Raw genomic sequence first — 13,380 nt, 5'->3', positions numbered from 1 at the left:
TCATATGTGATTCATATCCTATCCTTTTGAATCATTTGCTTTAAAGTTGGCTCACCCTTATCAACTTGCTCAATCTGGTTAATGAAACGGACACTACTTTGGGTCGTGCTGCATGGCTTTGCCATGCTGTGTGTTCTGATGAATCTTTTAACAGGCTTTCGCATTGCAACAGTAAGCCATCCGCAATGGCTTTTCTTCTCGGTGTGGCTTCCTCAAGGGCAATTGCATTCCATCCACATCTATTCCGGTATTGCGTTAAGTGCTTTGGCGCTCTCATATTGTATTTATCGTTGGAGGCTCAAGCCGAGTGTTAAATCGAGCCAGCGTCGAGGCATCAACGCATTTAATCAACGCTTCGTTAAAGTCAGCTACCTCCTCTTCCCTGCATTAATCTTGACAGGGTGGCTGCTGCTTGGCGGTTACGCAGGTGAAGCAAGCAAGCTTCACTTTTATCTTGCACACGGGGCACTACTTTACGTATTTCTGCACGCTGGCGGTTACTTTCTCCAATATGGTGTGGCGGCATTTCTCACTATCTTTTCAACTCGAATAACCAAGCATGAAATATTGCAAATATTAGCAGTATTAACGCTTACCCTTCTCCCTTGGGCGGGCATCTTTCTGACTTCCTCTTTAGTACTGACGGCCACCCCCCTTCCTTCAGAGCAAGTTATCAACATTGATGGCATCGCCGAAGAGCCCATTTGGCAAAATACACCATCGACCTATGTAGAAACCTATGGTGGAGAAGGGTTTGAAAATGGTCATACTCGCATCGGCATCAAAGCGCTCCACAACCAGCAGGATATTTTCTTCCACATCACTTGGGATGATCCAACCGAAAGTCTGGATCACCTCCCTCTGGTTAAAACAGACAAAGGTTGGCAAGTCCAAGAAAACGGCTTTTATCACTTCGACGAAAAGCAATTCTATGAAGACAAACTTGCAATCATGATCTCCAATACATGCAACCTAGGCGCCGATGGAACCGCTCACCTTGGGCCTAAGCCACTAGAGGGAAAACCTGCCAATTGGCACGGCAAAGGTTATCACTATTCGCCAGATAACAACCTTCGTGATCTATGGCATTGGAAGGCTGTACGAACCAATGGCATGTATCAGGCGGATGACAATTCGTTCACTATTCCTCAGCAAGTTGACCCAGCTAAGAGGCGCTATACCGCAGGCTATATCACTGACGGCAAAGAGTCTGGGGCTTACGTCATGAATTGGCAGTGGTATTCACCTAATGGCGTCACCCCGAAACGACTACCTAATACAGACCTAACCGGCTCTTTTTCGTCTATCAACCAATCTACGAATCACGGTCCTTACCTGAGCTGGCACGACACTAAGGTTTACTCACATAACATTGACCAATCTCCCCTCAAGACGTCCCTTCCTTCGGTATTACACAACTCCAATCAGTTTGAAGGTGACCGAGGTGATGTCCGTGCATTTGGGCAGTGGAACAACGGAGCATGGTCACTCGAAATCGCTCGAAAATTAGATACAGGATCAGCTCAGGACATTGCAATACGTGATGGTGTATGCCTTTGGGTTGCCGCTTTTGACCATTCCCAAATAGCACACACGCGACATGCTCAAGGCATACGTTTAGCACTTGAGGTAACACAATGATCAAACGACTGTCGATACTCGCTACTTTGATTGCAAGCTTAGTAGTCATCGCTTACTTCAACCCTATTGAGCAAGAAGAACCACAACCATCACGATGGCAAAAGATAACTATGGGAGGTCAACCCATCGATATCTGGAGTGGGCCTTGGAGCTGCGTATTGGATAAGAAAACGGGATTACTCTGGGAAGTAAAAACAGACTCTCAAAACATCCATGATTCGTATTGGTCGTACTCATGGTTTGATGGCTCGCGAGGTGTCCCAGATCGCGGCGATTGTTTCTTTGACGATGGTCGCTGCGACAGTTTCGACCATGTCACTCGAACCAACGCCGAATCCTTGTGTGGACGCAGTGATTGGCGAGTCCCCACAACGGACGAGCTCTCCACACTGATTAACCTCTCGGTTCCAAATGGGCAGTCCAAAATCAGTGGCGGATTTTTTCCTAGGGTGCGCAAAGGTGATTACTGGACAGCAGACCATTCGATTCCTTTAAGCGGCTTTTACTCTCGTCTGGGTGAAGGGGCAAACGCCGTTGACTTTCGTGATGGGCAACTGAAAACCCTTCCCTATCGAAATGCCGCCTTTTTAATCTTGGTCACTCAAGCCCGATAGTCGAATTTTCATGGTCATTTTAGACCGACTCTAACCCATAAACTATGGACTTAATTATGATTCGAAGGATTGCAACACTGTCACTTTTAGCCGTAGCCGGGCTCACCAGCCTGAATGCGGGAGCCGCGACACAATATCATCGAGTAGTCTGGGACGGTGACCCTGCGCGAGAAGCGGTCATTGGATTCTCTCCTAACGGCGAGAGTGAACAACCCTATGTGCAATATGGAACATCAACCGATGAAGCCACATGGCTAAGCAAACAACCTAGCTACGATCATGTATTTGCTGGCGACTTACTCAGCTATTTTGTCCGATTGGATAACCTGACGCCGGATTCCCCCGTTTACTATCGTGTCTGTGACCAACAAGGTTGTGGTGAGCGCTTTTGGTTCCGCACCGCTCCTATAGACAATAGTGAGTTTGTCATGATCGCTGGGGGCGATACTCGCACAGGGTGGACCAACCGAAGAATGGGGAATCAGCTAGTAGCGAAGGTTCGCCCCTTATTCATTCTTCACGGCGGCGATTACACCAGCCAAAACAGCGCGTCGCAAATGGCTCAGTACTTAGAAGATTGGGCATTGACCTTTTCCAGTGACCAGATAGATGGCAAAGCGTACAAACGTACCTACCCATTCATTCCAACCCACGGCAACCACGAAGATTACGATTACTCAACGCTGTGTAAAGTGTTCGGAGTCGATGCTGACGGTAATGGCGAGTGTAATCCTTTTGATACCTACAATGTTGTTAACATTTCGCCATTACTTCGCGTCTACACGCTGAACAGCCAATTTCGCAAAAGTGGCTGGTCAAGCTATGCCTCCCAAATGAACGAATGGCTAGAACAAGATTTGGCCACTCATGGCGAAGAGAACATCTGGCGCGTGGCACAATACCACAGACCAATGTTTCCTCACGTTTCATCCAAGTCTGATAGCCCCGATCTGTTTAGCTGGTGGGCAGAGTTGTTTTACCAGCACAGTATGAATCTCGTTGTCGAATCAGATAGTCACTTAACCAAAGCGACCCGAGAACTAAAACCGGACGGTAACAACTTTGTTAGTTCGCCAACCGGAGGAACAGTATACATCGGTGAAGGCAGTTGGGGGGCAGCAGCCCGCTCTGCTAATGACCCTAAAAGCTGGACTCTAGACGCAGCAAGTATTCAGCAAGTAAAAGTCATTCAAGTATTGAAAGACTCCATGACCGTCCGAACTGCGCAGTTTGATACTTCAGCTTCAACGCTGACAAGAGAGGAGAGAGAAGCGGATAGCCTCCGTTTACCAGAGAACGTGAATTGGTGGTCACTCAACGAAGTCGGAGAAACGATGGAATTGGTTCAATCCGCGGATCGTCTCTCGATACTTAAAAATCAAGATCCTGATACATCTCCTTCGTTCATTCGCTTATCCGCCACACAAGATGTTTTTGTCGCACAATCACAGCCAGACACTAACTTTGATGGACACGAAGATGGCTTGCTCGCCGATGCATCTGATTCTACCTACGGCCGAACTATGAGCCTAATGGCCTTTGACGTTTCATCCATTCCAACTTGTGTCGATATAGCCGGTGTTAAGCTTGAATTGCAAGTCACCAACAAATCTTATGGAGAGTATGGAGTTCATGTCACTGCAGAGGAGTGGAAAGACTCATCGGCGACCTGGAATTCAGTGGATGGTGAACAAATCGCCGGAAGAACACTGACTCAATTCATACCATCATCAACGGGAACGGTCGATGTTGATCTAACCGACAGCCACCTACTCGACTTATGGAAGCATGATGGCAATTTTGGCCTAGTCATCGCGTCAGCCGGTACGACAGATGGCCTTGACTTTGATTCAAGCGAAACAGGTACACCACCAGCACTAGTCGTGAGCTACAACGAACGCAAAGACTGTGAGACACCTGTTAACTCATTATCGTTACCAACCAGCGACGATACCTTTATCGCCTCCAACAAAGCTTCAGACAACTTCAACAATCATGCAGACGGCTTACTTGCTGACTTGCTTGATACCAAATACGGAAAAACCAATGCGTTGATGAAGTTTGATGTCTCTGCATTACCTGAAGGCCTTGAAATCGATTCAGTGATATTGGCATTACACGTGACCAATGCTTCGACTGGCAATTTTGAATTGTATCGCGTCAATCAAAATTGGAATGAGCAGACGGCGACCTGGCAATCGATTTACGATAATGGCGGTTCTGGCGACTACCTAACCACCTTCTCACCAAAAGAGACTGGTGTTTACCGTATCGATTTGACCAACTCGGACTTACTTCAATCTTGGCTTAACGGAGAAAACACTGGGCTTATCATTGTACCCAAGAGCCTCAATGGTCTTGATATCAGCTCCCGCGAACTGGGAATGGGCCCCGTGTTAACAGTCACTTATCATTAGCGACTACGAATAGCTCGGCTTCAATCTGGGCGAAAGTTTCAACGCCCAGATTGAACGCTTTCACAGTTATTGTACGCTGACGTCTTTCTCACGAATTTGCTGGCTGTTGATATGAGCTACCGCTTTTCTAGCAGCCGATTCTATATGCGTAAGATCAGCTTCCGTTTGAATAGAGAGATATTGGTGGCCTCTGAAATCTAAATCAAAATACCGAGCGGTCATCACAAATGGTTCAATAAAACACGATGGACAAGTAGATTGATAGCCCGTAGAAATGACCGACATGCTTTTTCCTGCCCATCGCCGACCTAAAAGCTTGTCGTTCTCCGTCAAGTCCGACAACCTGTCAAAAACCACTTTCATCTGAGCTGACATCGAATACCAGTACACAGGGGACGCCCAAACTATATGGTCTGCATCCACCAATGTACGCATCAACTCAAGAAAATCATCGGATTCGTTCTGATGTTTGTAGTCGTAATATGTGATGTCATAATCTGACAAGTCAAACATGCGCCCCCCGGAAACCGCAGCAACAGCTTCAGCGAATTGATGTGTATTGCCATCTGCCTTTGACGAGCCAAGTACAATCGCGATTCGCATATCTCGATCTAATTTTACATGCTCTAAATTGCCCATTACGCCTCCCAAACCTGACGCTGCAATACAACGCGGTAACCATCGATGTCTTCAAAAGTACATCCAACGTTTTCCCAATAAGGATTGAATGAGGTCACTTTCTGAAAACCCGCATCGAGCATATTCTGACAGCAACGCTTCCAATCACTTTCGTCGGGTACGTAAAACACCAGCAAATTATCCTGACTTGGTGCAGGCCCTACATGGCTGCCGTAGTGGTGTGTAAATTCTAAATGATAGGGATGAGCTGGATGACCGATGATGGTTCCACTAAAGCCTTCATGGTCGGTAAAGCTGCTCAGCAATTCAAAGCCTAAGCCGTTAATATACATATTGGTGAGAGTATCTAGATCGTTCGTTGGTCGAGCGACACGCAATGTTGAGTTCCTTGGGATCATAGTTGCTCCTTATCAAAATCCTGTGCTCAGCGATGGCCCATCTCTGGGCCTCCTTGAAACTAAGAAAACGCAGGATAAAACCTCAACCTAACTTGAGATCAAGAACCAATTTCTTAGATGCACCTTGTTTACGAAAGAGTCCAAATTGCTCACTCGGCCTCTAAAGACTCTGTGTCACTTTTCCATTCCCTGCAATCCCGAAATGCACTATGCTAAGGCCGCCCATAACAATGGGTACTTAATACATATATTTATTCTCAGGGCGGGGCGAAATTCCCCACCGGCGGTATATCTTTAACAAGATGAGCCCGCGAGCGCTCGATTCGTCGAGGTCAGCAGATCTGGTGAGATGCCAGAGCCGACGGTTATAGTCCGGATGAGAGAGAATTGATGCACACCAGATGTTCCATTGCGAAACGCTGGTGCATTTTGCGTTGTCTTCTATCCCATATTGCCCTGATTCTGGTAAACGATAAGGAAACACCATGAATCAGACATCTTTACTTGCCGAATTTGGCACTCCTATCGACCGCGTCAACGCGGCTCTTGATGCTCTAAAGCGCGGACAAGGCGTTTTATTACTTGATGATGAAAACAGAGAAAATGAAGGTGACTTAATTTACTCTGCTGAACATCTCACACCCCAGCAAATGGCACTAATGATTCGAGAATGCAGCGGGATTGTCTGCCTGTGCTTAACGGATGACAAAGCCACTCAACTCGATTTACCGCCTATGGTTAGCCGTAACGACAGTGCGAATCAGACGGCATTCACAGTTTCAATTGAAGCTAAAAAAGGCGTTACCACCGGCGTCTCAGCCCATGACCGCGTCACCACTATCCAGACCGCTATTGCGCCAGATGCAAAGCCGCAGGAGTTGGCGCGCCCTGGGCATGTATTTCCCTTACGTGCACGCTCTGGTGGCGTTTTAAGTCGCCGCGGCCACACAGAAGGAACGGTCGACTTAATGACTCTAGCGGGCTTAGCTCCTTCTGGCGTTCTATGTGAAGTAACAAACCCTGATGGCACGATGGCTCGCACTCCACAGATTGTTGAGTTCGCACGAGAGCATGGGATGCCGGTATTAACGATCGAAGACATCGTCGCCTATCGACTACAAAACACCAGCGCTTTAGCCAGCTGATCGTAAGGAGTAACGCCTATGTTTACAGGAATTGTCTCCTCCATCGCGACGATCCAACGGATTGACGATCGCGGAGGAATTCGAACCTTTGAGCTTGAGTTTGTCGATGACTTTTGTAAGGACTTAACCATCGGAGCAAGTGTAGCCGTTGACGGTGTCTGCTTAACGGTCACAAACCAAATCAGTGACACCCGAGCGTCTTTTGATGTTGTCCTACCGAGCATTCAGATCACGACTCTCGGTAGCGAGCAGGTCGGCTCACTCGTCAATGTGGAACGGGCTGCCAAAGACGGCGCCGAGATTGGTGGTCATCCTTTGTCCGGGCATATCGATGCGCAAGCTCCGGTTGTCTTAATCGAAGCAATAGACAGCAATTATCGTCTGCGTTTTGGGCTCCCTGAAAGCTTGAGCTCTTATGTGTTTGCAAAAGGATACATCGCCATCAATGGTGCCAGCTTGACTGTGTCCGCTGTCGATCATCAAGCTCAGTGGTTTGAAGTCTGGCTTATTCCCGAGACCCGACGACAGACGACGCTGGGTAGCAAGTTGGTTGGCGACCGAGTTAACATTGAAATTGACCGTGGAACTCAAGTGGTTGTCGATACCATCAAAGCATCTGTCGCTGAGACCTTAGGGCCTTTACTGCCTCACTTTGAGCAGTTTCTCGCTGCGCAAGGCAGCAGTCTCACCGCTCTGACTCATACAACAGCACATCCTCTGCAACGCTCTTAAGCTTTGTGCCGCGCCATCGCTTAGCAACGGCGCGGTATTATTACTGGTTTATCAACAGTCCTGCCCTGCTCTTTTAAGTTACACACTCACATCCACCTCACTCTCTAGCAGTAGATCAGAACCGGCAAGAAAAGGCGCAACATTGGAGGTTAGAGACAATCTATTTAGACAAAGGTGAAGTCTAGAAATTAAACACTATGATACAGATCACTTATGAATATTGAGCTTTCTATAATAATTAACTTTCAATATTAATCTAAATTCATATAACACCAAGGAGGGATTCAAATGAAAAGAGGAATCCTAGTCGCCGCTTGCCTTGCCAGCCTAACCGCATGCAGCAGCTCAAACCAACTGACCGTTTTTGACGGACTAACCTACACCGCCAAAAACGAAGGAGGGATTAACGACCCAATACGTTTCTATCCTCTGCAAACCACTCAAATAAGCCTCGATGGCCAGCTCACTTATCAGATTGGAGATTTATGCTATTCAGACAGAAATCGTTCACCAATGACTTCGAACTGTTTTAACCACTCATCGAGGAACAACCCTGTTAACGCAACCGTTATCAAGCATGAATATAAATCGGATAGCAAAGGGCCAATCGCAATTTCAGCTCTTTCCTTTAACCTAAATCAAGCCCTTACAGACGCTACTTTTAATTTGGCTACCTGTAACGAAAAAGAGTGCCAAAATGCGCTCACTTCGAGTAGTAAGAGTATAAATAAAGCCGCCAATACTCTTCAGGCAGAATTGAATAGAACAAACGTAAGGGTCTACAACTGGAGTGATACTATCAAGCATTCCGCCGACAGCGGTTCGGAAAGCCTAAAAGCCTCAGGAGAATCCGCCACTCAGGGGATCACTATCGTTAATGGTTACAGCATCAATGAACTCAAGATATCATGTATCAACAGCAAAGCGATTACTGCAAGCAAATCGGATCATTTGAAAGTCGTCACTAAAACCATTGCCGCTGATTCTATTTCTTTCATCAACACCCAATCAAAAATATCAGAACTTGCCGCGACGTTGGATGCCAAAGAAATTGCGCAAGATTTAAAAGGGTTTTCGAAAGAGTTGCTCGCTTTAGAACTTTCATTAAAGTCCGCCAGTACAATTTCTAGCATGGGAATGCTACATAAAACAGGTACTGTCGTAGGCCCAGCAAACAACTCCAAAGCTTCGACTTACCTTGCAGTGCTAACCGATCTGGAAGATTTAAGGGAACATTTTCCAGAGTGCGAATAATGATACCAGTGATCTGTCAGTTCTAAATTGACAGATCACTCCCCAATCGATGACATGTAAGCCTCATAATCTTGACCATGAGTAAGATAAATTTGTTTTAGTTCACCAGACTGGATAAGTTGTGGCATATGGGTATCAAACATCTCAATGAGCTTGTTTGATGACTCGGTGTTAGAAAATACGACGTAAAGTTTCTCCCCTTTCTTGGCAACTTCAGTAACAAACGCGTCTGTCGCTAACAATTCTGAGCTAGCCATGCTTGATGGATAATCTATTAAAGCGCTCACTCTGCCCTTTTTTAGAAGTTTCATCCCTTGCTCGACGCTGTCTACCTCTACCAATTCAAGCGGAATATCTTTAAGGAAGCCCTTCTCAAAGTCATAACCCCGAACCCAAGCGACCTTCTTATTTACCAATGATGAAAGCTGCTGCTCTTCCCAATCAAGCGAGCCTCGAGCAAACACAACAATTACATCTTCTTCCACACTAAGGTGCCATTGTGGATATAGAAACGCATCCGCGTTTGGATAAAAGTAATCGCCTAAATAAGCGCTGGCTTCCTGTTTTCGGACAAGATGCTTGGCTCGTTTCCATGGCAATACTTCTAGGGTAAGGGGAACATTCAAAGGTTGGAAAACGGCTTTAACAATCTCCCAGTAAAGGCCTGTGCCGTCGCTATTGGTGTATCCAAGCCATTCCTGACTAACTATTTTAATTCGCTTACTATCACTGGCATAGGAAACTGAAGTAACCATCAGTAGTACCACACTAACAAGCCAAGACTTCAACCTCATTCCCAGACCTTACCTTTATCAACCCTTCTAAATAGAGTCTAGTCCAGCAGATATAACAGAGGCTTGCGAATTTGGCTCACCCGCGTGCAGCAAGGTCTTTGCTGAATGCCTCTAATAAAAAGTCGATAAAGACCTTTTTACGCTTCGGCATGAGTTGCCTATCTGCGTAGACCAAACTCACAAGCACTTCTGGCATTTGATACTCAGGAAGCAGTTGAATAAGTCGCCCGCTGGCAAAGTGCTCTCGGCAAATGAATTCAGGTAATACTGCGATGCCAAGCCCGTCCAGACAGGCTTTCAGACAAGCGGTAATGGTGTTGACTCGTAATCGGTGTGGCAGGCCAATTTGCAATGAGTCTCCGTCTTCCGGGATCAAATGCCATTTAGGTAACCTCACCGCGCGGTTATACACCTCAACCATTTGATGCGGTGGAATTAAGTCACGATGAGACTCAATTTCTCCGTGCTCCTCAAGGTACTCTGGGCTGGCAACCAATACACGCTGTGATTTCGTCAGTGGACGAGAAACCAAAGCAGAGTCTTCTAATTCACCAATTTGCGCGTACAAATCAATGCCTTCAGCGATGATGTCGACTTCTCGATTCGACAGTTCGAGGTTTATGGTGACGCTTGGGTATTCTTTGAGAAAAGCGTTGATGTATGAGCCCATGATTTGATGACCCAGCTCAACAGGCAACACCACATTTAATGGCCCGCGAATCAAATCCTGATTGGCAGACACTTCGAGCTCAGCCTGATTCATAATCTCCAGCATTTGCAGGCTGGATTGATAAAACCGCTCACCTTCCGGTGTTAACACTAAACTTCTCGTTGAACGCGTGATCAAGCGCACACCTAGATGCTTTTCCAGCTCAACTAACTTTCGGCTCACAGTTGACTTGGTCATATTTAGTGCATCCGCCGCATGAGTAAAACTCCCACAATCAACAACTTGTGCGAAAACCGTAATCGCATTCAAATCCATCTCATCACCTCACGCCTTCATTAGTTAAATTCTTGCAACAGTGTTTCTCTTTTTTCCTATCTTATCAATCAATCCAAATCATTTACAATTTGTAACATCCGCCGCAGACGAAAACTGAATACGAGAAAAATAATGACGAATACACATACCGAGACTAAGCCAGCGAAATCTAGAAAAGCCCCTCTTATCGCGACAGCCATTATGCTGTCACTGGGTTTGCTGGGCGGTGGGTACTGGTTTGGATACGGTCAGTATTTCGAATCCACCGACAATGCCTACCTTCAGGGAGAGATCACCACTATTAGCCCTAAAGTGGCTGGCTACATTGAACACTCTTTTGTCAGTGACAACCAAAAAGTTAAAAAGGGCGATCTGTTAGTCCAAATTGATGACCGTGACTACCGCACTGCTCTCGAACAAGCGAAAGCACACCTCACCGTCACACAATCCAGCGTTGAGAATTTGAAAGCACAGCAAACCTTGCAGCAAAGTCAAATCCATCAAGCAGAAAGCCGCGTAGATTCAGCAAAAGCAGAATATGACCGCGCCGTTCAACAAGTTCAACGCTCGCGTAGCCTTCTTAAGCGCAATTACGCGTCGCAAGATGAAGTTGACAACATGTTGGCTCAACAAAAAGTCACTCAGGCAGAGCTGGATGAAGCGAAAGCGAGTCTGGTTGCCGCTCACGATCAACTCGCGGTCATCGATAGCGACATTAAACAAGCTCAAGCCTCCATTGTTGAGTCCCAAACCGCCGTCGAGCAAGCCCAGCTCAACCTTGACTACACCAAAATCTACGCGCCGGTAGACGGTATCGTGGGCAAACGTAGTGTACGTGAGGGTCTGTTGGTTCAGGCTGGCACACCATTAATGAGCTTGGTGCCGACGAGTGACGTCTGGATAGAGGCGAATTTCAAAGAGACTCAATTGAGCGGCATTCATCAGGGACAAAAAGTTGAGATAGAGCTGGATGCATTTCCGGGGCAACCATTAGAAGGCGTCGTCGACAGCTTTTCGCCTGCAACTGGCGCCAAGTTTGCTCTATTACCTCCGGAGAACGCGACAGGTAACTTCACCAAGATTGTTCAGCGCGTACCAGTTAAGATCACCATCCCTGACCAACAAGCATTGAAAGGCCGACTCCTACCGGGGTTATCGGTTGTGGCAACCATCGATACCAGAGGTTAATCCATGTCGGAAGCAACCTTAAACGCACCTGCCGTTCAAGAGAATGAAGTGTCAACACGCCACTGGATCGCTTTATTTGGTGGCTTGATTGGCGCCTTCATGGCCATTCTCGACATTCAGATCACCAACTCGTCGCTGAAAGACATACAAGGTGCACTGTCTGCGACTCTGGATGAGAGCTCATGGATTTCGACATCCTATTTAGTCGCGGAGATGATTGCTATCCCACTCAGTGGCTGGTTGTCTAAAGCCCTAGGCAAGCGTCGTTACCTCACTTGGACTACAGCAATCTTCACACTGTCATCACTGCTTTGTTCCTTCTCATGGAACATGACCTCGATGATCGTCTTCCGCGCAATGCAAGGGTTTAGTGGCGGTGCATTAATTCCTCTCGCCTTCTCTCTGGTTATTCAGCTACTGCCGATTAACAAGCGAGCCGTTGGTATGGCGTTGTTCGGTGTTACCGCTACGTTTGCACCGTCCATTGGTCCAACGTTTGGTGGCTGGCTAACGGAAAATCTTTCCTGGCACTACATCTTTTATATCAACATTCCACCAGCGCTTCTGGTGATTACAATGATTCGCTATGGTTTGGATGACGAGAAGCTGAATCTAAATACCCTAAAAAAAGCAGATTGGTTCGGCATTGCGACTATGGCGTTAGGTTTGGGTTGTCTGGAAGTAGTATTGGAAGAAGGAAACCGTGAAGAGTGGTTCAGCTCCAGCTTTATCATCACGCTAAGCATTATCTCCGCCGTGAGTTTAGTGTACTTCGTTATCAATGAGTTACAGCACAAGAAACCACTAGTGAACTTGAGATTACTGCGTGATGGGCAATTTGCCATGTCGTGTATTGCTTATCTGATTTTGGGCATGGCCTTGCTAGGTTCAATCTATGTGCTGCCTCTGTACCTAACTCAGATCCAGCAATACAACGCGATGGAGATTGGTGAAGTCTTGATGTGGATGGGCTTTCCTCAGCTCTTGATCTTTCCGCTGGTTCCGAAACTGACTCAAATCATCAAACCTAAGTACTTAGTTACCTTTGGCTTCGCGATGTTCGGCTTGAGTTGCTACGTCAATACTCACATGACGATAGATTTTGGTGGTCACCAGCTCATTCTGTCGATGATTCTACGTGCAATTGGCAGCCCGTTCATTATGGTGCCGTTATCTCTGGTCGCGATGAAAAACATCAGCAAGCTAGACACTCCAGATGCCTCAACACTGACCAATGTTATGCGTAACCTTGGCGGTGCTTTTAGTATTGCTATCATTGCGACCTTGCTCGACAACAAGACCCGTGAACACCTCGCACATATTAAAGAATCTCTGCCGTCGGTGAGTACATTAGGTTGGGACACGCTGCACCAGCAGCAAGCCTTCTTTATGCAATCTGGAAGTGACGCCGCAACAGCCATGATGCAAGCTGAAGCCAGTTTACTCAGTACCATGCAACGCGACGCCGCGATCATGGCCTACAACGATGTCTTCTTGATGATGACAGCTTTTCTAGCGTTAGCAGCGGTACTCATTCTTAATATGAAGAACTAAATTCATAGCGAAGGTACAA

General features: G+C 46.8%; 12 protein-coding genes and 1 riboswitch. Of the genes, 8 read left to right on the top strand and 4 right to left on the bottom strand.

All coding sequences use genetic code 11. The features are described 5' to 3' along the window. Nucleotides 1-81: 81 nt before the first annotated feature. From QMA41_RS00780 to QMA41_RS00770, 3 genes are read left to right on the top strand one after another with little or no spacing between them, the layout of a single operon-like run. The gene (locus QMA41_RS00780; protein ID WP_281628570.1) at nucleotides 82-1,641 is read left to right on the top strand and encodes an ethylbenzene dehydrogenase-related protein; all 1,560 of its coding nucleotides are present in this window, start codon (nucleotides 82-84) and stop codon (nucleotides 1,639-1,641) included. Then, nucleotides 1,638-2,255: a DUF1566 domain-containing protein gene (locus QMA41_RS00775; protein WP_281628569.1), complete on the top strand. Its 618-nt coding sequence runs from the start codon at nucleotides 1,638-1,640 to the stop codon at nucleotides 2,253-2,255. Before QMA41_RS00780 ends, QMA41_RS00775 begins: the two co-directional genes overlap by 4 nt. Before the next feature lie 56 nt (nucleotides 2,256-2,311). Further along, the gene (locus QMA41_RS00770; protein ID WP_281628568.1) at nucleotides 2,312-4,672 is read left to right on the top strand and encodes a DNRLRE domain-containing protein; all 2,361 of its coding nucleotides are present in this window, start codon (nucleotides 2,312-2,314) and stop codon (nucleotides 4,670-4,672) included. 66 nt (nucleotides 4,673-4,738) lie between these two features. Here QMA41_RS00770 and QMA41_RS00765 read toward each other — a convergent pair whose 3' ends face one another. Continuing rightward, on the bottom strand, nucleotides 4,739-5,311 hold the full coding sequence (locus QMA41_RS00765) for an NAD(P)H-dependent oxidoreductase (protein ID WP_281628567.1): 573 nt from the start codon (nucleotides 5,309-5,311) through the stop codon (nucleotides 4,739-4,741). Continuing rightward, entirely contained in the window at nucleotides 5,311-5,709 is a 399-nt protein-coding gene (locus QMA41_RS00760; protein WP_171347748.1) for a VOC family protein, read from the bottom strand. Before QMA41_RS00760 ends, QMA41_RS00765 begins: the two co-directional genes overlap by 1 nt. 249 nt (nucleotides 5,710-5,958) lie before the next feature. Further along, a riboswitch (FMN riboswitch) is annotated at nucleotides 5,959-6,101 on the top strand. 93 nt (nucleotides 6,102-6,194) lie between these two features. Here QMA41_RS00760 and ribB point away from each other — a divergent pair. From ribB to QMA41_RS00745, 3 genes are all read left to right on the top strand, one after another. Beyond that, nucleotides 6,195-6,854, top strand: a complete 660-nt coding sequence (ribB, locus tag QMA41_RS00755) for a 3,4-dihydroxy-2-butanone-4-phosphate synthase (RefSeq protein ID WP_281628566.1) — start codon at nucleotides 6,195-6,197, stop codon at nucleotides 6,852-6,854. Nucleotides 6,855-6,872: 18 nt separating this feature from the next. Next, nucleotides 6,873-7,586 (top strand): riboflavin synthase subunit alpha, encoded by a 714-nt coding sequence (locus tag QMA41_RS00750; RefSeq protein WP_281628565.1) that lies wholly within the window; start codon nucleotides 6,873-6,875, stop codon nucleotides 7,584-7,586. 288 nt (nucleotides 7,587-7,874) lie between these two features. Continuing rightward, nucleotides 7,875-8,840: a hypothetical protein gene (locus tag QMA41_RS00745; RefSeq protein WP_021458701.1), complete on the top strand. Its 966-nt coding sequence runs from the start codon at nucleotides 7,875-7,877 to the stop codon at nucleotides 8,838-8,840. A gap of 35 nt (nucleotides 8,841-8,875) precedes the next feature. Here QMA41_RS00745 and QMA41_RS00740 read toward each other — a convergent pair whose 3' ends face one another. Both QMA41_RS00740 and QMA41_RS00735 read right to left on the bottom strand, forming a co-directional pair. After that, nucleotides 8,876-9,634, bottom strand: coding sequence for a transporter substrate-binding domain-containing protein (locus QMA41_RS00740; RefSeq protein WP_281628564.1), 759 nt, complete (start codon nucleotides 9,632-9,634; stop codon nucleotides 8,876-8,878). A 76-nt stretch (nucleotides 9,635-9,710) separates the two neighbouring features. Then, nucleotides 9,711-10,619, bottom strand: a complete 909-nt coding sequence (locus QMA41_RS00735) for a LysR family transcriptional regulator (RefSeq protein WP_172850643.1) — start codon at nucleotides 10,617-10,619, stop codon at nucleotides 9,711-9,713. Between the two features lie 132 nt (nucleotides 10,620-10,751). Between QMA41_RS00735 and QMA41_RS00730 the strand changes: the two genes are divergently transcribed. Both QMA41_RS00730 and QMA41_RS00725 read left to right on the top strand, forming a co-directional pair. Next, nucleotides 10,752-11,807, top strand: coding sequence for an HlyD family secretion protein (locus QMA41_RS00730; RefSeq protein WP_038511004.1), 1,056 nt, complete (start codon nucleotides 10,752-10,754; stop codon nucleotides 11,805-11,807). A 3-nt stretch (nucleotides 11,808-11,810) separates the two neighbouring features. Continuing rightward, on the top strand, nucleotides 11,811-13,361 hold the full coding sequence (locus QMA41_RS00725) for a DHA2 family efflux MFS transporter permease subunit (RefSeq protein ID WP_038511001.1): 1,551 nt from the start codon (nucleotides 11,811-11,813) through the stop codon (nucleotides 13,359-13,361). The last annotated feature ends 19 nt before the right edge of the window (nucleotides 13,362-13,380 follow it).

Origin of the sequence: Vibrio sp. St2, from assembly GCF_947311885.1 — a bacterium.
GTDB classification, from domain to species: Bacteria; Pseudomonadota; Gammaproteobacteria; order Enterobacterales; family Vibrionaceae; genus Vibrio; species Vibrio coralliilyticus.
The sequence above is the reverse complement of the archived record's forward strand: the minus strand, read 5'-3'. Positions and strand labels throughout refer to the sequence as shown.